This is a genomic window from Flavobacterium sp. 25HG05S-40, from assembly GCF_052654735.1.
This window is the reverse complement of record NZ_CP199750.1, coordinates 2,562,128-2,583,162: the sequence shown is the minus strand read 5'-3', so window position 1 is coordinate 2,583,162 and position 21,035 is coordinate 2,562,128. Positions and strand designations below refer to the sequence as shown.

The 21,035-nt window shown below is 36.7% G+C and carries 12 protein-coding genes; 7 read left to right on the top strand and 5 right to left on the bottom strand.

The features are described from left to right. Positions 1–21: 21 nt before the first annotated feature. The gene (htpG, locus tag ACULEU_RS11150; protein WP_445452667.1) at positions 22–1,923 is read right to left on the bottom strand and encodes a molecular chaperone HtpG; all 1,902 of its coding nucleotides are present in this window, start codon (positions 1,921–1,923) and stop codon (positions 22–24) included. A gap of 206 nt (positions 1,924–2,129) precedes the next feature. Between htpG and ACULEU_RS11145 the strand changes: the two genes are divergently transcribed. The 4 genes from ACULEU_RS11145 (at position 2,130) to ACULEU_RS11130 (ending at position 5,432) form a co-directional block, all read left to right on the top strand. Then, the gene (locus ACULEU_RS11145) at positions 2,130–2,600 is read left to right on the top strand and encodes a hypothetical protein (RefSeq protein ID WP_445452666.1); all 471 of its coding nucleotides are present in this window, start codon (positions 2,130–2,132) and stop codon (positions 2,598–2,600) included. Positions 2,601–2,612: 12 nt separating this feature from the next. Then, positions 2,613–3,308 (top strand): OmpA family protein, encoded by a 696-nt coding sequence (locus ACULEU_RS11140; RefSeq protein WP_445452665.1) that lies wholly within the window; start codon positions 2,613–2,615, stop codon positions 3,306–3,308. Positions 3,309–3,451: 143 nt separating this feature from the next. Continuing rightward, positions 3,452–4,117: a TetR family transcriptional regulator C-terminal domain-containing protein gene (locus ACULEU_RS11135; RefSeq protein ID WP_445452664.1), complete on the top strand. Its 666-nt coding sequence runs from the start codon at positions 3,452–3,454 to the stop codon at positions 4,115–4,117. Between the two features lie 4 nt (positions 4,118–4,121). After that, positions 4,122–5,432, top strand: coding sequence for an ABC1 kinase family protein (locus ACULEU_RS11130; protein ID WP_445452663.1), 1,311 nt, complete (start codon positions 4,122–4,124; stop codon positions 5,430–5,432). A 70-nt stretch (positions 5,433–5,502) separates the two neighbouring features. Here the strand turns inward: ACULEU_RS11130 and ACULEU_RS11125 are convergent, their stop codons facing one another. Continuing rightward, entirely contained in the window at positions 5,503–6,981 is a 1,479-nt protein-coding gene (locus tag ACULEU_RS11125) for a hypothetical protein (protein ID WP_445452662.1), read from the bottom strand. A gap of 180 nt (positions 6,982–7,161) precedes the next feature. On the opposite strand from ACULEU_RS11125, the gene ACULEU_RS11120 reads away from it, so the two are divergent. Continuing rightward, entirely contained in the window at positions 7,162–8,085 is a 924-nt protein-coding gene (locus ACULEU_RS11120) for an ABC transporter ATP-binding protein (RefSeq protein ID WP_445452661.1), read from the top strand. A 37-nt stretch (positions 8,086–8,122) separates the two neighbouring features. Here ACULEU_RS11120 and ACULEU_RS11115 read toward each other — a convergent pair whose 3' ends face one another. Further along, the gene (locus ACULEU_RS11115) at positions 8,123–10,537 is read right to left on the bottom strand and encodes a prolyl oligopeptidase family serine peptidase (protein WP_445452660.1); all 2,415 of its coding nucleotides are present in this window, start codon (positions 10,535–10,537) and stop codon (positions 8,123–8,125) included. A 137-nt stretch (positions 10,538–10,674) separates the two neighbouring features. Here ACULEU_RS11115 and ACULEU_RS11110 point away from each other — a divergent pair, with 137 nt between their 5' ends. Then, positions 10,675–11,679, top strand: a complete 1,005-nt coding sequence (locus tag ACULEU_RS11110; protein ID WP_445452659.1) for a 3-oxoacyl-ACP synthase III family protein — start codon at positions 10,675–10,677, stop codon at positions 11,677–11,679. Positions 11,680–11,844: 165 nt separating this feature from the next. Here ACULEU_RS11110 and ACULEU_RS11105 read toward each other — a convergent pair whose 3' ends face one another. Both ACULEU_RS11105 and ACULEU_RS11100 read right to left on the bottom strand, forming a co-directional pair. After that, positions 11,845–14,307: a TonB-dependent receptor domain-containing protein gene (locus ACULEU_RS11105; RefSeq protein WP_445452658.1), complete on the bottom strand. Its 2,463-nt coding sequence runs from the start codon at positions 14,305–14,307 to the stop codon at positions 11,845–11,847. A 115-nt stretch (positions 14,308–14,422) separates the two neighbouring features. Next, positions 14,423–19,042, bottom strand: coding sequence for a choice-of-anchor L domain-containing protein (locus tag ACULEU_RS11100; protein WP_445452657.1), 4,620 nt, complete (start codon positions 19,040–19,042; stop codon positions 14,423–14,425). 210 nt (positions 19,043–19,252) lie between these two features. On the opposite strand from ACULEU_RS11100, the gene argS reads away from it, so the two are divergent. Then, positions 19,253–21,031 carry an arginine--tRNA ligase gene (argS, locus tag ACULEU_RS11095; protein WP_445452656.1) on the top strand — a complete coding sequence of 593 codons (1,779 nt, stop codon included), beginning with the start codon at positions 19,253–19,255 and terminating at the stop codon, positions 21,029–21,031. Positions 21,032–21,035: the final 4 nt, after the last annotated feature.

Here is a 21,035-nt window from a genome sequence, read left to right as displayed (position 1 = left end):
TACCTTTTGGCTAATGCCTACTTACTTTATAAGTTCAAAACTGCGCTTTACAAAAGCAGTCAGTTCTTCTCCTTTCAATAATCCTTGAGAGATTTTAGCTAAATCTAAGGCTTGTTTTACCAAACTTTCCTGAGCTGATTTGTCCGATGCATTTAAAATGGTTGTTGCCAATTCCGAATTGGTATTCACTACCAAATTATACATTTCTGGGACGTTGCCCATTCCGAACATGCTTCCACCGCCAGACTGACTCATTTCTTTCATACGACGCATGAATTCGGGTTGCGTGATAATGAATGGTGCTGCTGCACTGTCCATTGGCTCTAGTTGTACGGAGTAGTTTGCTTTGGGTACAATTTCTTCTAGGACGGTTTTTAATTGCGTAGATTCTTCTTCTGAAAGTTTAGAAATTTGCGTGTCCTCTTTTTGAATTAACTTATCAATATGATCCGAATCGACACGAACAAAGGTCAAATTCTCGTTGTCACTTTCTAGTTTTTGGATTAAATGCGAAACTATAGGCGAATCCAACAACAACACTTCGTATCCTTTTTCTTTTGCAATTTCGATATAACCGTGCTGCGCTTCTTTGTTTGACGCATATAAGACCACAGTTTTTCCATTTTTATCCGTTTGGTTTGCTGCTAAAGTTTCTTTAAGTTCAGCAAGAGTGTAATATTTGTCATCAACAGAAGGATACAAAACAAAATCACCTGATTTTTCATAGAATTTGGGTTCCGATAACATTCCGTATTCTAGTACGATTTTGATGTCGTTCCATTTTTTCTCAAAGTCTTCACGGTTTTCCGTGAAGAGTGATTTCAGTTTGTCGGCGACTTTACGCGTGATGTAATTCGATATTTTTTTCACATTGCTGTCGGCTTGTAAACCCGAACGAGAAACGTTTAGCGGAATATCCGGCGAATCGATTACACCTTTCAGCATGGCTAAAAACTCAGGAACAATTCCTTCTACATTATCTGTAACATAGACTTGATTTTGGTACAATTGAATTTTATCTTTCTGCAACTGCAAATCGGCAGACATTTTTGGGAAATATAAAATTCCGGTCAAGTTAAAAGGATAATCCACATTCAAATGAATATTGAAAAGAGGTTCTTCAAATTGCATCGGATACAATTCGTGGTAGAAATTTTTATAATCTTCATCAGTTAAATCGACTGGTTGTTTTGTCCAAGCCGGATTTGGATTGTTGATGATGTTATCCACTTCTACTTCAGTAAAAATGTTGTCTTTATCTTCTTCAGCAACACTTTCACCTTTTTTCTGTTCGATTTTTTCTGTTCTTGTTCCGAACTTAATCGGAATAGGCATAAACTTATTGTACTTGGTCAACAATTCACGGATTTTGAATTCTTCTAGAAACTCCAATGAATCCTCGGCAATATGAAGAATGATTTCTGATCCTCTGTCGGTTTTATCAGAAGCCACTAAAGTAAATTCTGGACTGCCATCACAAGTCCAATGCGCTGCTGGTTCGTCTTGATATGATTTGGTGATAATTTCTACTTTAGAAGCAACCATAAAGGCAGAATAGAATCCAAGTCCAAAATGACCAATGATTCCCGAATCTTTGGCAGAATCTTTATATTTTTCTAAAAACTCTTCCGCTCCGGAAAAGGCGATTTGGTTGATGTATTTCTCCACTTCTTCAGCTGTCATCCCTAAACCTTGGTCGATGATGTGAAGTTTTTTACCTTCTTTATCAATTTTGATTTCGATTATGGGGTTGCCATATTCTACTTTAGCATCACCAATACTGGTTAAATGCTTTAGTTTTAGAGTAGCATCGGTTGCATTCGAGACTAATTCGCGCAAGAAAATTTCGTGGTCATTGTATAAAAACTTCTTGATAAGCGGAAAGATGTTTTCTACGGATACATTAATTTTTCCTGTTGTCATATTTATATTTTTTAGACCTGCCAAATGGCAAGTGGGTTAAACGATTTTCTTTTGACTACTCAAAACTAATACCAATACTTGTTGCTCTGACAAATTGACGTAGTAACAATTCTACAGTAATTCTGCAACAATTCTACAATATTTTGTAATGCGTTCAAGAGAAATCAAATTATCTTTGCATTACTAATTCTATTAAATTTATAAGTATGAAGAAAATTATTTTAATAAGTGTATTGTCAGTTTTGATTTTATCCTGTAAATCAAAATCGGCTACGGCTACCAAATTGGACATGAAAACCGAAAGAGCACTTAAAGGCAACTGGATTATTTCATCTGTAACGTATCCAGGTTCCGATGTCATCAAGGTAACTTCATTTGATTTGGCAGACTCAAAATGTTTTGTGGGAAGTCAGTGGAAACTTATTGCTAATAATAATAAGGGCAATTTTTCATTGGTGAGTCCCAATTGTACTCAATACAGTACACCGATAACTTGGTTTCTTAATAAGGAAGGTGAATTTGTCATGAAAATTTTAGATGAATCTAAAGCCAAGAAAATTAAAACGGGTTACGTATTGCGCATTGCCAATCCAAGTGAGAATGCTTTTCAGTTGATTGATAAAATAGATGTTGCCGGAAAAATGACCGATGTGGTATACCAATTCAGTAGAAATTAAATTTAAACGAATATGAAAAATATAAAAATACTTGCTTTAACTAGTTTATTCCTTTTGGGAAGTTTGTTTACGGGATGTGAATCGGTAAAAAATACCAACAAAACGCAACGTGGTGCTGCTATTGGTGCTGTAGGCGGAGCCGTTATCGGTGGCATTTTAGGAAACAATTTAGGGAAAGGTGGAAATACGGCCATGGGTGCTGTTCTTGGTGGTGTTATCGGTGGTGTTGCTGGTGGAGTTATCGGAAATAAAATGGACAAACAAGCACGAGAAATTGAAACCGCTTTACCAGGCGCACAAGTAGAAAGAGTAGGTGAAGGAATTAAATTAGTGCTTGGAGAAAATGCTGTTCGTTTTGATACCAACAAATCAACTTTAACTGCTGGAGCCAAAGCTAATTTGGATAAATTGATTCCGGTTTTTAATCAGTATCCTGATACCAATATTCAAATTTATGGTTATACCGATAGTACAGGTCCGGCCGAATACAATTTGAATTTATCCGATCAAAGAGCGGCTTCGGTTAGAAGTTATTTAGCCGCAAAAGGCCTTAGCAATTCACGTTTTACAACCACTGGTTTGGGAATAGCTGATCCAATTGCAACTAATGAAACAGCAGAAGGAAGAAGTCAGAACCGTAGAGTCGAGTTTGCTATTACAGCTAATCAGAAAATGGTCGAAGAAGCTCAGAAGCAAGCAGGAAGATAATCATCTCTGTCTTTTATAAATTAAAAAAGCTGTCTTATTTGAGACGGCTTTTTTTGTATTCCAAACTTTAACAAAACATTTTGTTTAAATATTACTATAAATAGTTAAACACTTTGTATCTTTATGCTGTTAAAAAAAATATCATGGCAACAGCAAAAAAAACTTCGACTAAGAAAGAAATAATAGATGATTCAAAAATCATCACTATTTATATGAATGATGTGCTTCTCAACAATATGGAGCCCAAAAACATTTATGTTTTTTGTACGAATAACAATATTGACGAAAGTGACTTTTATAGTTTCTTTGGTTCATTTGAGGCTTTAAAGCAAGAGATTTGGGTTAAGTTTTTTGAAAACGTTGTGACTACCATTGAAAAAGATGCTTCGTATGCTACTTATTCGGATAAAGATAAATTACTGTCACTCTATTTTGCACTCTTTGAACTTTTAACTCTAAACAGATCGTATGTTCTATTTGGTTTAAAGGAAAATAAACAGGGATTGAAAAATCTAAGAGATTTAAAGCATTTCAGAAATCGTTTTAAAGATTTTATTACAGATATTATAGAGGACGGTTCAACTCCAAGCAGTGATAAATTTCTCAAAGTGACCAAGCCGGTATTTTCAGAAGGCGCTTGGATTCAGTTTTTATTTTTATTGAAGTTTTGGATAGATGATACTTCTAAAGGATTTGAAAAAACAGATATTTTAATAGAAAAATCAGTAAATACGGTGGTTGGATTATTAGATACCAAACAACTGGAAAACTTATTCGATTTGGGAAAATTTCTTTGGAAAGAAAAATAAGAACATGAAAACATTAGATAAAATCCCAACCGGAAAAATAGAGCGTGCGAGTCAATTGGTAAAGACCGGAATTAAAGTTGGCGGAAACTATGTAGCCTATTATGGCGAAAAAATAGTGAATCCTTCTTTAAACCGTGACAAACTCAATGAGAGCAACGCCGATGATATTTATGACGGATTAAAAAATTTAAAAGGAAGTGCTCTAAAAGTAGCGCAAATGTTGAGCATGGATAAAAGCATCATGCCTCAGGCTTATGTTGATAAATTTTCCCTCTCACAGTTTTCGGTTCCACCATTATCGGCACCATTGGTCAGAAAAACTTTTAAAAAATACTTAGGAAAGTTCCCCGAAGAAATATACGATACCTTCACTCCAGATGCCATGAATGCTGCCAGTATTGGTCAGGTCCATAAAGCCACAAAAAACGGAACAAGCTTTGCTGTAAAAATTCAGTATCCAGGAGTAGCGGATAGTATTAGTTCCGATTTAGCTCTGGTAAAGCCTTTTGCAACCCGAATGTTTAATCTAAAAGGTAAAGACTCTGAAAAATATTTCAAAGAAGTAGAAGATAAACTACTCGAAGAAACCGATTATAATCTCGAATTAAAACAGAGTTTAGAAGTCTCCAATTGGTGCAAATCGATTGCCAATTTGCGCTTCCCAAAGTACTATCCCGAATTCTCTTCCGAAAAGATTTTGACAATGGAATGGATTGAAGGGGAGCATTTGTCGGAATTCACATCTCACAATACGGATAGCATTAAATCTGATAAAATCGGACAAGCTTTGTGGGACTTTTATATGTTTCAAATGCATCATTTGAAACAAGTACATGCTGACCCACATCCGGGTAATTTTTTGATTGACAAAGATGATAATTTGGTAGCGATTGATTTCGGTTGCATCAAGCATGTGCCGGAGGAATTTTATGTTCCATATTTCGAATTGGCTAAGCCGGAAATCATAGATAATCCGCTATTATTTACGGAGAAATTATATGAACTTGAGATTTTACGAGCGGATGACAGCCAAGAAGAGATTCGCTATTTCACCAAAATTTTCCATGAATTATTAAGTTTGTTTACGAAACCTTTTCACGGAGATTATTTTGATTTTTCTGATGAGGATTTCTTCGGAAAAATAGCCCAAATGGGAGAAGAGTTTGCCAAAGATACGCAGTTGCGAAAAATGAATGGCAACAGAGGTTCGAAGCACTTTTTGTACATTAATAGAACCTTCTTTGGTTTGTACAATTTGTTACATGATTTAAAAGCAAGAATAGATACAAAATCTTACGAAAAATACATTGTTTAAATGTAGTTAAGTTTTGGTTAGGTGGATAAGAGCTGCAGATTTCTTTATAAGAGCTGCGGCTCTTATTGTTTTATCGAATTTGCTTCACTTCAAAATAGGTTTTACCAGCGTAAGAATCAATTGTGGTTCCCGAATTTACATTGTGGGCAAAAATTTCTACATATTCAGCGGCATTGAGATAAACCAAACAATTGATCGTTCTCGAAATAAGATTGATGCCATAATGATGTGATGTCGTTTCTTGATACGTTATACCATTCTTGTAAACAGCAATGCCATAGTAATTGGTGTCACTTTGATTAAAGGTGTGAAATCCGGCATTCACTTCATAATAACCAGCTTTACTAGCTACAAATCGATTTGTTCCGGTGTTAAATTCAGAATTAACATCAAAAAGAACAGTATTAAAATTTACTTTTTGCCATCCTGAAGTGCCCAATACTTGATTAGCATTGAGGTTTGTTCTTGTGGCAGCAAAAGTATTGTTGGGTGAAGCCCATGAAGTACCACCAATACCATCTGTTTGTAAAATTTGGCCTGTTGTTCCTCTAACATTGGGCAAAGCATATCCTGGTGCTGAAGCCGGATTACTAATCTGAAGCGTTCCATTAATCCGAACAATATTCGTGTCAAATTCTCCGTAAACTAAAGCATTATTCGCATCAGCATTCGAGTTTTCAATGTACAATTTATTACTACCGGTTTCTGCTCTTCCAGCCTGATAACCGATGCCTACATTACCACTTCCTAAAACACCTCTTAATGCTTCAAAACCTAAGGCTGTATTGTTGGTTCCAGAGGCATTTTGTCTGAGTGCTGCAAAGCCAATGGCAGTATTGTTATCAGAATTGGAAGAAGTCAATGCATTACGACCGAGAGCCACATTGGAACTAGCCGTAGAATTGCTGTACATTGAACCTGAACCAATAGCGGTGTTGCCTATTCCGGTTGTATTCGAAAACAAGGCAAACTCTCCAACTCCGGTATTGAGTCTTCCTGTAGATAAACTAGGCATTACATTGACACCAAAGGCAGTATTTCTAACGCCATTTTGCGCCATAACATTTACCGTAGGATTTACCAAAGAATTAGCGCCAAAGGAGGTGTTCCCATTATTAAAAATAAAACTTACATCATACACCGGGTCACCAATATAGCCTGCTCTTTGGTTGTTTCTTTTGAAAACAATATCTCTGTCATCTGTGGTACCTAAAAAATTAGTAGCACTATTAGTTCCTGTGTTTCCGGTTATCGACCAATCTGTATTGTTTCCTGTAGCTAATTGTACCCAAACAGTACCATTAAAATAGTAATAACCATTGGGAGCAAAACCTATGTTATAAACCAACAAAGATGTCGCGGGTGTTGCAATTGTTGTGATGTCACTAGTACTAGTAAGTGCGACTCTTGGAATCAAAAGTCCGCTATTAACCGAAGTAATGTCTAAAATAGAAGAAGTATTAGGTGTCGCAGTTCCTATACCAACCTGTGCATAGGATGCTTCTAAAATGGTAACTAAAAAAAGGGTTACGTAGATTTTCAATTTCATAAATCGTCAGGTGTTATCATCATTGGGTTTACAAAAGTAAATCTAAATTAATAAAATTCCGAAAATATCCTTTAAAATCTGTGAGTTAGCGTTAATTTTCGTTAAGATGCATCAACTGTTCTCTAAATATATTTTTTATTTCATATTAGATTGTCCAATTTTGTAATTCAATAGAATGCCATGCTAAAAGTTGAAAACATTTCTTTTTCTTATCAGGAAAATCCAACACTTAGAAAACTTTCGTTTCAACTCGAAAAAGGAAGGAATCTTGCCGTTATTGGAGAAAGCGGCTGTGGTAAAAGCACCTTATTAAAGCTGGTTTACGGACTTCACGATTTGAATGAAGGTCAGATTTTTTGGAAAGAAACCGAAGTTTTAGGTCCGAAATACCATCTTATTCCCGGAATGGAATTCATGAAATACTTGGCACAGGATTTCGATTTGATGCCTTTTATAACGGTAGCTGAAAATGTTGGGAAATATCTTTCTAATATTTATTCTGATAAGAAAAAAGAGCGTATTGCTGAACTCTTGGAAATCGTTGAAATGACCGATTTTGCAAACATCAAAGCAAAAAACTTAAGTGGCGGTCAGATGCAACGCGTTGCCTTAGCTCGGGTTTTGGCGCTGGAACCAGAAGTTTTATTATTAGATGAACCTTTTAGCCATATTGATAATTTCAGAAAGAATAGTTTACGCAGAAAATTGTTTGGTTATTTAAAAGAAAAGCAAATCACGACTCTTTTTGCTACACATGACAGCGCCGATGTTTTGTCTTTTGCAGATGAAGTACTGGTTTTGCAAAACGGTAAAATTATTGATGAAGGAAATCCAAAAGCTATTTATGAAACTCCAAAGAATAAATACATTGCTTCTCTTTTTGGTGACATTAGTGAAATCATCATAAATGGTAAAACAGTACTATGCTATCCGCATCAATTGGAAATAGTGCCTAAGTCTGATTTGAAAGTGAAAGTTGTAAACTCCTATTTTTTGGGAAATTATTATTTGATTGAAGCTACGAATGGCAACCAACCGATATTTTTCCAAACCGATGAAGTGCTTCCAGCCGGAAGCCTAGTCTACTTAAAAAAGAAACCCTGAAATTCAATTTCAGGGTTTCTTTTTCTATTTGGTAAAACTAATTTTTCAAATATTTTTCCAAGAACTGATCTTGTTCCCAAAGCAAATGAAGAATATTTTCTCGCGCAACATAACTGTGTGATTCTTTCGGTAATAAAACCAATCGCGTAGGAGCACCTAAGTTTTTCAAGGCTTGGAAATAACGCTCCGACTGTAAAGTAAACGTTCCCGGATTATTATCGGCATCACCATGCACTAATAGCAAAGGCGTTTTCATTTTATCCGCATTCATAAACGGCGACATTTCGTTGTAAACATTCGGAACATCCCAATAATTTCTTTGCTCGCTTTGGAATCCAAATGGCGTTAAGGTTCTGTTATAAGCACCACTTCGGGCAATACCACAAGCAAAAAGATTACAATGCGTCAACAAGTTAGCCGTCATAAAAGCACCGTATGAATGTCCGCCAATCGCCACTTTTTTTCTATTGATATAGCCTAATTTATCAACAGCATCAATCGCTGCTGCTGCATCATCTACCAATTGTGTCATAAAGGTATCATTGGGTTCTGTAGTACCTTCGCCAATGATGGGAAACGATGCATCATCTAACACAGCATAACCTTTGGTTACCCAATATACAAAAGAGCCATAATAAGGAAATGTAAATTCGTTAGGATTTTGCTTGTTTTGTCCGGCCGAGTTTTTATCCTTAAATTCTTCCGGATACGCCCAAATCAGTAAAGGTAATTTTTCGGCTTTTTTGGTTCTGTCATAACCGTCAGGTAAATACAATGTTCCTGATAAATCCACGCCATCTTTACGCTTGTATTTAATCACTTCTTTGTAAACATTCTTGATGCTTTCAAATGGATTTTTAAAATTGGTCAACTGCGTTAATTTTTTAGATTTTAAATTTCTGTAATAATAGTTTGGAAATTCATTTTTGGATTGTATTTGTACCAAAGCTTCTCCTTTTTTGAAGTCTTCAATAGACAAGATGTCTTCTTTTTTGTCTTTGATGTTAGACGTATACAATCGTTTTGTTTTCAGTGTGGCTAAATTGAATTCATCCACAAAAGGAAACTGTCCTTCTTTGGTAAACCCGTCTCCAATTAAATATGTAGTGTTGTTTTCAATGGCCAAAACATAGCGATTGTATTCATTTCTTTTGGTTTCAAAATTTCCGGGATCGGAATAAATATCCTGCGAATTCCTATCCGAGATAATTTTTGGTGCTTGATTGGGATTAGAAGGATTGATTAAATAGGTTTTCTGATTACGAGTATCATACCAATCATCATACACAATAGCTTGCGTATCATTTCCCCATATTAAACCGGCATAACGCTGTTGGGTTTTTACGATAGAAGTTGGCTCGGCAGAAAACGGTGCATTCCATAAGAAAAGTTCATCACGAAAATCAGCTTTTTTGGCTTGATCTCCTTCATCAAGAGCCACGACATATGCTAAAGTAGCAGGTTTGTCCGACCTCCAACTCATACTCCTTTTACCTTGTCTTACGGATGAAAAACCTTTAGGAATTACTTCATTTAAAGGCACTTCATTAACTACTTTTATTTCTTTGCCCATGGCATCGTAAACCACCGTTTTCAATGGGAAACGGCTGTACGGAACGATATAAGAAAATGGTTTCTGAATCGTGGTAACCATGATATAGTTACCATCAGGAGCTATACTTTCTCCGGCATACATAGCCGCTTCCTTATAAAAATAGACATCGCCGTAAAGATTCACTTTGTTAAGTTCAGAAGTCATTAAGGTCTCAAAATTAGCTTCATCGGTTTTGTTTTTTAACAAATCGGCGTACGTTCTGTTTTGCGATTTTGAACCATCACTGGCAGAAACAGTAGGTCCTTTTGGTAAATCTTTTTTACTGTCTATTAATGCCGGACGATTTTTGGAAATCATTCGTACCAATAAGGTTTCGTTGTCTTTCATCCAGCTGTAAGGTGTTCCCAGATTAGCATTCAAATTAGCATTGGTAAGTTTTTTGGCAGTAGCCGATGCCACATCGATTACCCATAATTCAACGCCACTCGCAACGGTATTGGTAAAGGCTATTTTTTTTTCGTTGGGCGACCAATTGATGAACGTAATTCGAGGATTTTCAGGCAAACCGCTAATTTGCGTTTCTACTTTATCGGTAACTTTTCTGATTTTCAGATTGGAGATATAATTGGTTGAACTCGAAATATTAGTGATAGGATTCACTCTTAATCCGCCCAAACGCATTTCTTCCTGATTCAAATCATCTAATGTCTTGTAGGTGCTTCGATACGAAAAAAGCATGTATTCCTTTTTAGAATCCATACTTACACTCGGAGCACGGTCATAATCTGCTAAAGCTAAAATAGTTGCAGAAGGCTTTTGGTAGGTTAAATTTTCCTGTGCAACAATAAGAGTTGTTGAAAAGCAGAAAATCAGTAATAGAAAAATACGGTTTCTCATGAGAATAAGTTTTGATTTTTGATAGGTCTAATTTACGAAGGAGTTGTTACACTTTTATTAAATCCGAAAATAAAATCGTTACCATTCAAAAATGTTTAATTTTGTGAGGCTTATAATGATAATTTAATAATGAAGATATGTATCAATCCAAAATAACAGGCTTAGGATTTTATGTTCCTGACAACGTAGTGACCAATGATGATTTGTCTAAAATAATGGATACCAACGACGAATGGATTCAGGAGCGTACCGGAATTCTGGAAAGAAGACACATTGTTCGTGGTCAGGATACTACGACTACGATGGGAATTAAAGCAGCGACCATTGCTTTAGAGCGTTCCGGAGTTTCAAAAGACGACATCGATTTTATAGTTTTTGCTACGATTTCTCCCGATTATTATTTTCCGGGACCGGGCGTAGCACTTCAACAACAAATGGGTTTTAAAACCATAGGCGCTTTGGATATTCGCAATCAATGTTCCGGTTTTGTGTATGCGTTATCGGTAGCAGATCAATTTATTAAGACCGGAATGTATAAAAACATTTTAGTAGTAGCTTCCGAAGTGCAGTCGTTAGGATTAGACATGACTACACGTGGTCGAGGTGTTTCGGTGATTTTTGGTGATGGAGCAGGAGCAGCAGTGCTATCAAGAAGCGAAGATGGAAGTGGAGTACTATCAACACATTTACATTCTGAAGGAGAACACGCTAAAGAATTAGCAGTTTTGGCTCCGGGAATGGGCGGAAGATGGGTGACTGATATTTTGGCAGAAAACAATCCGGATGACGAAAGTTATTTTCCGTATATGAACGGACAATTTGTGTTTAAACATGCTGTGGTTCGTTTCAGTGAAGTGATTATGGAAGGTTTACAGGCCAATAATTTGCAGGTTTCCGATATCGATCTATTAATTCCGCATCAAGCCAATTTGAGAATTTCACAGTTTATCCAAAAGAAATTTGGACTCAATGACGACCAAGTTTTCAATAACATTCAGAAATATGGCAATACAACCGCGGCTTCGATTCCGATTGCTTTAACAGAAGCTTGGGAGCAAGGAAAAATTAAGAAAGGCGATACCGTAGTTTTAGCTGCTTTTGGTAGCGGTTTTACTTGGGCAAGTGCTATTATTAAATGGTAGGTTGTATGTAGCCCCGATAGAAGCAAGCTACCGTGTAGCGCGGATAGCGGGACAGCTCGTCTTAAATAAGAAAATGTGCTGCTCCTAAAACTTAAAAATAAAAAAAGCCATCTAGTTTGCACGGATGGCTTTTTCACTATAACTAATTCAAATCAACTACTCCTTTTATAATAATCCGCCACCGCCTTGCGTTTCATTGGCATCTCTTTGCTTTCTTTGGACGGCGCTGTTTTTACCACCACCAAATAGGAGATTGAACCCGATATAAAATCCGCGGCTTTCCCAATAGAAAGCACCTTCTTGTCGGTACGGAATGCTTCCGTCAAAAGAAAAATTCATGGTGTTGAAAATATCGTTTACGCGAGCCGTGATGCTTCCTTTTCCTTTCATGATGGTATAGGTAGAACCAATATCTAATTTATACATAGGGTTTCGGACAAACTGTAATCCCAAATCTCTACCACGATACATTCCGAATAAATTAAATCGCAATTTTTTAGTAGCGGTAAAGTTGTTGTTCATTCTGATGTTGAAAATGGCTGCATCTGCTTCGCCATATTCTTGTAAACCGGTATTGGCGTTTTCAACAGTTCCTTTTACGGTTTTAAAATAAGCATCTGAACTAGCATTGATAGACCACCATTTAGCGGCTTTTAAATTTCCTGAAATCTCTACACCATACGCATGATTGTCGTTGAAATTGTCAAAGGAAATAATATCCTGATTGATGTTTTCAGGGTTTTTGTATAAGGTTCTGATGATTTCGTCATTGATTTGTCGGTAGAAAACCCCGGCAGTAACACTACCAATTTTCATGGTTCGTGTATAATTTACCTCAAACGAATTGGTGAATTGTGGTTTTAGATTTGGATTTCCTCTAGATTCTACTAATGGTGTCGTCCATTCACGAATCGGACTCAACTGGCCGACACTTGGGCGATCCACTCTTCTCGAGAAATTGAAGTTGAAGGAATCCTTATCGTTAGCTTTATAATTGAAAAAAGCTGATGGATAAACCGAGAAAATATTGTCTTCTAAATTTTTGCTGTCATTGATGTTTTCAGATGGAATAGTAGAAGTTACTAGATTAGAAAAATCACCATTGATATTAAAATGCTCTAAACGAACGCCAAGTTGTGCGCTCCATTTTTTCCACTGTTTGCCAATATTGGAATACACCGAATGAATGTTTCTTTTGAAAACGAAATCGGAATTCCCAACTCTATTGTAGGTTCCGGTGGTTTCGTCTATCGTTTCAAGGAAATCGTTGGTAATTTTCTGAATTCGGCTTTCGGCACCAAGTTCTAGTTTTATCGTTTCTGTAATCGGATTGACATAATCCAAATTCAATTGAAGATAATCTACATCTCTGTCAATATCATTGTTGGTAAGCCTTTGCGAAACAGGACTTGCCGTGGTGTAATCGTAATCCGTATTTTCCGGATTTGTGGTTTTGGAATAATTTGATTGAAACTCTATATTTTCGCCTGCTTTTTTGAAATTGTGTTTGTACACAAAATCATAAGTTTGGGTAGTATTGTCGGTTTCAGAATCGAAAAGCTGTTGCGAATCGCTGTTTGTTGGGTCAAAGTAATTGATGAGGGTAATACCGTTGCCACCACCCGTATTTAAATTTAAATTGGTGTAAAAGGAAAACGTATTGTTGTCATTGGCTAAATAATCGATACCCAGTTTCAGTAGATGAGAAGTGTTAAGGTTGCTGAATCCGAATCGCTGTTCGTTTTCTAAATTAGGACGTAAACTGGTAATATCCCCGCGATTGGCATTTTTGCCGTGATTCAAACCATAATTAGTATATAAATTTACTTTTCCCGTTTTATAGTTGAGGTTCAAAGCCGTATTTACTTTTGGAGTTTTGGAGAACGTCACGCCCGAATTAATACTTCCGTTAAACCCTTCGTTGGCATTTTTGTGCAGGATAACATTGATAATTCCGCTCATTCCTTCCGGATTGTATTTAGCTGATGGATTCGTAATCAATTCAATTTGCTTGATGGAGGATGAGGGAATCTGCTGTAAAAGCTGCGTAGCATCAATATTGGATGGTTTTCCGTCGATTAGAATTCTAACATTGGTATTGCCACGCAAACTGATTTCTTTGGTTTGAGGATCAATACTTACGGTCGGAATATTATTCATAATTTCAGAAGCCGTGTTGCCTGACGCAATTAAATCTTTCCCTATGTTGATTACTTTTCGGTCGATTTTTTGAACCATCGTTGATCGCTCACTGACGATTTCTACCCCTTTTAGTTGCACCGCTTCTTCTTCGAGTGCAATAGTATTTAAGTTACTACTTTTATCCGTTGCTGATAAAGTAATGATTTTGGTTTCTTTTTTATAACCGATGAACAAAATCTCTACAGTGTATGTGTCTAGGGCTAAATTTTTAATCGAAAAATTCCCGTTGTCTTGGGTAATACCACCAGTAATCAATTTATCGTCTTTTTTGATACTGATGTTGACATAGGGAAGAGGCTGCTTTGTATTCTTGTCGATTACCTTTCCTGAAATACTTCCAGGATTGTTGGCAGTTGAAGGTGAATTTTGAGCTTGAAGGAATGTCAAAGAGCTAAAAAAGCAAAGAAGTAAAATTTTAGAACGCATGATTGGATTGATGATTATTTTTCAAGTAGACATAAAAATCAGTTTTTTGTTACAGTTTTACCCATAAAAAAAACTCCTGAAGGGCATCAGGAGTTTTCAAAACATAGTATGTAGGTTATCGCTTCATAGCGAAATGGGCTCTAAATTCTTGTGCAACTTGGTTTTCATCTACGTACGAAACACTAAACCAATAGTCATCTGCAGGCATTTGTCTTCCGTTATAAGTTCCGTCCCAACCGGTGTTGCTCGGTCTAATTTGGCTAAGCATTTTACCATATCTGTCGTAGATGATAATCTTAGCGTCTGTTTGAGTAGATAAGTCTCTGATATTCCATGAGTCATTATATCCGTCTCCATTTGGAGTGAAATATTTTGGATAGTTTACCACCAATGCTTGGATACTGACAGTTCCACAACCATATTTATCTCTAACTGTTACGGTATGTATTCCAGAAGAAACGTTTTCAAAAACATTACTATCTTGGAATGGACCATTATCCAATTGGTATTCAAAATTATTTCCCTGACCTGTTGCGGTTACGGTTATAGATTGTGTGTCAGCAAAATCTTCACTCACTTCATAAGTTACCACTGCTGGTTCAGATGGCGTAACCGTTACGGCTACTGGGACAGAAGCACAACCCGTAGTAATGTTTGTTGCAACTAGTGTATAAACGCCAGGTAATATCGCCTGATAGTTTGCGGTTGTCGCTACTGTGTCTCCTGCTTCATTTGTCCATATAAATCGATGTGTTGCTGGAGCTAAACCACTGTACATAGTGTACGGATTTAAAAGTGTTCCTGTTTCGCTATCGATACAAATGATACCATCAATTGGAGTCGGTTCAGGTAATCGGTTAACAATTATTGTTATTGGTTTAACATCAAAGCAATTTGGAGCTAATGAATTCCCAACTCTTACATAAACTATCGCAAGGTTTGAGCTAGTTACAGGATTTGTCTGACTAACAGCATTTGCCAAACTTTCATAGTACGATACAGAAAATTCAGTTCCTGTTTGTGATCCCAATACAACAGTATTTAAAGTAGTTAAGTCGAATGATGTTACACCATCGTTAGTGCCATCTTCATCACAAACGGTTCTTGTAGCTGCAGGAACATTATTGGCAACAGGAGTATCAATGATAGTAACAGCAAAAGTACTTTCATCACTGCATGCTGGTGTAAATGGTGAAGTTGCAAAAATGTAAACGGTTATTGATGTATTAATTACTGAACCTGCTGATAGCTGTGTTCCAGTTCCGTTTGGTCCTGTGTAATATCTTCCAACAGTTAAAGTAGGTAAAGTGTAATTCTCGCAAATAGTTACGTTTGGTAAATTATCTACATTGAAAATAGTTACAGTAAAACTTCTCTCACTACTACAATCTGGTGCTGTAGCTGTATTCGCAAATACGTAAACAGTTTGATTAGTAGTTAAAACATCACCTGCATTGAGTAATGTTCCTGATGCAGCTGGTCCAGTATAATAATTCCCTGTAGTTAAAGCTGGTAAAGTATAAGAATCGCATGCTCTAACATTCGCTATTGGAGCTATTACAGGTGTATTATTAATTGTTACAGTAAATGAAGTCTCATCAATACATGAAAAAGAAGTTCTAATAGTTGACTCTTTGAAAATGTATATAGTTTGACTTGTTGTAATGGCAGTACCAACAGCGATTTCTGTTCCAGAACCTAAAGGCCCACCAGATTGTGTATAGTATTTGTTATTTGCTGTTAATGCTGGTAACGTATAACTGTCACAAGCCGTTATATTTTGTGAACTGTCAGCAGTAGTACTAAAGATATTTATTTGAAAACTATTCTCTGCACTACAAGCTGGTGTGGTATTGGAACTTGCATAAATGTAAATTCTTTGCGAAGTTGTGATTACCGTATTACCTGGGATTACACTTCCAGTTCCGTTGGGACCTGTATAATATTCGCCCACATTTAGCGGCGTCAGCACATATTGGTCACAAATGTCAATATCTGAACGCGAATCGATTGCAGGCAGAGGGTTTACTGTTACTGTAAAGCTAGATTGATTAGCACAACTTTCGTTCAATCGTTTAAAGATGTATATCGTTTGAGTGGCAAGAATTACATCACCAGCATACAATTGGGTTCCCAAACCTTGATCTTGTGAAAAGTAACTACCATTAGTAAGCGTTGGTAAAGTATAGGTTTCACAAACCGAAACATCTTGCAAAGTATCTACTTGAGGCTGAGAGAACGTTAATGTAAAATGTAAATTATCGGTACAGTTTACTCCTTCACCAGTCATTGGCGCATAGATATAAATTGTTGCATTTTCATTTATTAGAGTTCCAGCTGGAATCATAGTTCCGGTTCCAGTAGGTCCTGTATAATAATTTCCAATTGGAAGCGATGGTAATGTGTATCCGTTACATTGAGCAATATCAGATGGTTGTGCTATTCCAATAACCACTTCAAAGCTATCTTCGTCTGAGCATACTGTAGCTCCTGTTGTAGCGGCATAAACATAAACCGTTTGACTAGAGGTCAATGTGGTTCCTTCTGGTAATTGTATTCCAGTGCCACCAGGTCCAGTGTAATAGTTACCCATAGTTAATGGAGGTAAAGTATAGGCTGAACAATGGAAAACATCATTAAATTGACCAACATCCAGAGTGTTAATTATGGTAACGTTAAAGCTCGAATCAACAGTACATATCGGTTGTATCGTAGTCGCAAAATAGTAGTATACTGTTTGCGAAGTAGTGATTACAGTTCCAAATGGAATTGCAGTTCCTCCACCGCTAGGACCACCAGGTTGGGTATAGTATTCGCCGTAAGTTAATGATGGTAAAGTAAAATTTCCACAGCTTGATATGTCATCCGGAGTAAGCTCATCTTCATCAACAATGATTACTCTAAAAGAACTGTTCGCAGCACAGGAACCTGGTCCGCCAGGTTGGTTAAAGATATATACTGTTTGGCTTTCCGTTAATACATCGCCAGCAAACATAGGTGTTCCGCCTCCGCCAATCTCAGTAAAATAGTTTCCATTAGTTAAAGGCTCTAATGTGTAAGTATCACAAGCTATTACATTTTGTAAAACATCTACTAAAGGCGTTTGATTTACCACTAAATTAAAGCTTGAAACACTAAAGCAACTTGGGTCACTGATGCTCTGAACTCTAACATAAATCGTTGTATTTCCATAAGATCCATAAGAGGGATCCGCTATTGCATTTGTTCCACTATTGGCATCAGCCGAAGAAGTATAATAATTTACGCTATAAATACTTGGAGACTGAGAACCTAAAACAATAGGTGTCTGTGGATTAAAGTTAAAGTAACCTGAGGTTTGTCCACTTGTATTAGTACATCTCAACAAGTTTGGTGCCTGATTTGCAACAGGTGGGGCAGAAACCTCTAATTGGAATGGCTTAACAATAAAACATTGGCTTCCTGCTAACTGAATTCTAACATAAACTGTTGTACCACTGGCACTGTTATAATTTAATGGCAATGCACTAGTATTACTGTTGGCATTGTTTAATGAGGCAAAGTAACTAACAGTAGCTCCTGCAGGTAACCCTTGGGTAACCACAGCTGTATTCTGAGCTAAGTTATAAGTGTATGTTGGTGCACCAGTATTACATCTGTAAAGTGTGATAGGATTTGGAGAAGTTATTTCCGGACTAAATTCAATAGTAACAGAATCAGTGATTGGAGCACAAGTGCTGAATATATTTTGATACGTAACGGTGTATGTTCCGGGTTCAGTTACGGTCAAATTAGGTCCCGTTTCAGATAGTGTAGCTTCGCCTTTTTTCCATACAAAAGTATAGTTGGTAGCATTTAAGCCTGTAGTAATGGTATGACTTGTACCAAAGCATAAAGCGGAGTTGTTGGCAAGAGTTAAATCGGAACCCAACACATCTTGTCCAATGTTAAAACTGTCTGAAGACACGAATATGGCTGAATCTGATTGAGGGTCAGCTCTATCTGCAATTACTAATTTTATATGATAAGGAACATTCGGAGTTAACACTGATGCAGCAGTCAACACTTTAGTTTGTCCGTTAAAGTTAGTTGCTGAGTTGGCAGCTGCTGAACCTCCATTAAAACTTCCGAAAAACTGAGGGTTTTCTGAAGAACAAGAAGAATTGTATTGAAAATCTCTTATTGTTACTACAGATATTGGCAAATTGGTACTTGGAACTACAGCTAAATTTGTAGTCACTCCTGTGTTCATGTTGGTTAGCAAGAAGGCAAATGCATCAGAATACAAACATTGGAAATTTCCATATTCCTCTGAAGCAAAGATAAAATCAAAGCTAAAATTCGGAGAAATTGGAGTAAAGTCGAATTCCAAGACCGTTGCATTTTTAGATACCATACTGATCCCAGCGGCTGCTAAAGTGGCTTCTAAATCCGTATCTCCTGGCCAGTTTGTTGCTCCATCATTTAATAAAGAGGCATTGGGTCCAGGTGCATTTAAAATATTTCCCGTACTCAAAACAACACCGCTATCCATTGGAAATAAAGGATTGGTGTTTTGGAAATATCCAAGTCCGTTAGAAGAACCAAAATTAGTACCTGTACTCCAGGTAATATTGGTTGCCGAAACGCAAGGTGAATTAATCAACACATTGTTTACCAGTTGTGGTACAGTGTAACTTGTGGAACTAACCGAAATTGGTTGTGAAAAACCAAGGGTGCTAAGTAGGATAGCTGCTAATAGTAATGTCTTTTTCATAATTTGGGGGATTTTGACAAAGCAAATATTGAAAGAATCATCGTTTAAACGCAAATAAAATCGATGAAATACATAATATTTATTTAAATATTGGAATAATACTTACAAAAAATATGATTTTGCTACTTTTTGGCCCGTATTTTATACTGATTTCTTGTAGTTGAAAATTATATGGTAATGGTTATCTTTGCGCTTTTAAAAGTAAATCCCATGAAACTTTCGCAAATCCTTAATACGCCAATTCAAAACGCAGTGCAAGAGCTGTTTGATGTCACAATTGATAAAGTTGAATTTCAAGCGACACGGAAAGAATTTGAAGGTGATATTACTGTGGTTATTTTTCCTTTACTGAAGATAATCAAAGGAAATCCTGTTGAACTAGGAACTAAAATTGGAAATTATTTGGTTGATAACGTTGATGTTGTGATTCGATTTAATGTGGTTTCCGGATTTCTCAATATTGTGGTTTCGGATGAATATTATCTGAATTTTTTCAATGAAATAAAAGACGATGCTGCTTTTGGTTCTGTAGCCGTTTCTCCTAATGAAAAGGCGATAATGGTGGAATATTCTTCGCCTAACACCAACAAACCTTTGCATCTTGGTCATGTCAGAAATAATCTTTTGGGATATGCTGTGGCCGAAATCATTAAAGCTTCAGGCAAAAAAGTATATAAAACGCAAATCATCAACGATCGTGGCATCCATATCTGTAAATCGATGTTGGCCTGGCAGAAATTTGGTGAGGGTCAAACACCAGAAAATAGCGGACTCAAAGGCGATAAATTGGTCGGAAATTTTTATGTAGCTTTTGACAAACAGTATAAAGTTGAAATCACTGCATTAATGGCTCAGGGAAAAACGGAGGATGAAGCCAAAAAGCAAGCTCCCATTATACTCGAAGCCCAACAAATGCTTCTGGATTGGGAAGCCGGAAAGCCAGAAGTAATGGCACTTTGGAAAACCATGAACCAATGGGTTTATGACGGATTTGCCGAAACCTATAAAAATCTGGGAGTCGATTTTGACAGCTATTATTACGAAAGTAATACCTATTTGTTAGGTAAAGAAGTGGTTCAATTCGGACTAGAAAAAGGCATTTTTGAAAAAGATCCTGACGGTTCGGTTTGGATTGATTTGACTCCGGATGGTTTGGATAGAAAGATTGTGCTACGCTCTGATGGAACAGCTGTTTATATGACGCAGGATATTGGAACTGCTATTCAACGTGTAAAAGATTTTCCCGATGTTGGAGGAATGGTTTACACAGTCGGAAATGAACAGGATTATCATTTTAAAGTACTGTTTTTAATTCTGAAAAAACTAGGATTTGACTGGGCGGAAAGCTTGTTTCACTTATCATACGGAATGGTGGAATTGCCTTCTGGAAAAATGAAATCAAGAGAAGGAACTGTCGTAGATGCTGATGATTTGATGGAAGAAATGACCGCAACCTCTAGAAAAATTTCAACAGAGTTAGGAAAATTAGAGGGTTATTCAGAAGAGGAAAAAGCCAAATTATTTCAAACTATCGGCCTTGGTGCTTTGAAATATTACATACTTAAAGTAGATCCCAAAAAGCAAATTCTCTTTAATCCTGAAGAATCGGTTGATTTTGCAGGTAATACTGGTCCGTTTATTCAATATACGTATGCCCGAATTCAGTCTATCTTAAGAAAGGCAGATTTTGATACTAGCAAAGCAAACCCAATAACAGCGTTGCATTTAAAAGAAAAGGAATTAGTAAAACAGATAGAACTTTTTCCTGAGGTAATTCAAAATGCGGCCAACAATCATTCACCAGCTTTAATCGCCAATTATACCTATGAATTGGTGAAAGAATATAATTCATTTTACCAATCGGTTTCGATTTTGGGAGAAGAAGATTTGGATAAGAAAATTTTTAGAGTGCAACTTTCCAGAAAAGTCTCTGATACCATTAAGTTTGCATTTGGATTATTAGGTATCGAAGTTCCGGAGCGAATGTAAAAGA

Bases quoted from the DNA above. Each gene is read 5' to 3' on its own strand.
- ACULEU_RS11125 (WP_445452662.1), bottom strand. From the start codon at position 6,981: ATGAAATTGAAAATCTACGTAACCCTTTTTTTAGTTACCATTTTAGAA.
- ACULEU_RS11135 (WP_445452664.1), top strand. From the start codon at position 3,452: ATGGCAACAGCAAAAAAAACTTCGACTAAGAAAGAAATAATAGATGAT.
- htpG (WP_445452667.1), bottom strand. From the start codon at position 1,923: ATGACAACAGGAAAAATTAATGTATCCGTAGAAAACATCTTTCCGCTT.
- ACULEU_RS11130 (WP_445452663.1), top strand. From the start codon at position 4,122: ATGAAAACATTAGATAAAATCCCAACCGGAAAAATAGAGCGTGCGAGT.
- ACULEU_RS11100 (WP_445452657.1), bottom strand. From the start codon at position 19,042: ATGAAAAAGACATTACTATTAGCAGCTATCCTACTTAGCACCCTTGGT.
- ACULEU_RS11140 (WP_445452665.1), top strand. From the start codon at position 2,613: ATGAAAAATATAAAAATACTTGCTTTAACTAGTTTATTCCTTTTGGGA.
- argS (WP_445452656.1), top strand. From the start codon at position 19,253: ATGAAACTTTCGCAAATCCTTAATACGCCAATTCAAAACGCAGTGCAA.
- ACULEU_RS11120 (WP_445452661.1), top strand. From the start codon at position 7,162: ATGCTAAAAGTTGAAAACATTTCTTTTTCTTATCAGGAAAATCCAACA.
- ACULEU_RS11115 (WP_445452660.1), bottom strand. From the start codon at position 10,537: ATGAGAAACCGTATTTTTCTATTACTGATTTTCTGCTTTTCAACAACT.
- ACULEU_RS11145 (WP_445452666.1), top strand. From the start codon at position 2,130: ATGAAGAAAATTATTTTAATAAGTGTATTGTCAGTTTTGATTTTATCC.
- ACULEU_RS11105 (WP_445452658.1), bottom strand. From the start codon at position 14,307: ATGCGTTCTAAAATTTTACTTCTTTGCTTTTTTAGCTCTTTGACATTC.
- ACULEU_RS11110 (WP_445452659.1), top strand. From the start codon at position 10,675: ATGTATCAATCCAAAATAACAGGCTTAGGATTTTATGTTCCTGACAAC.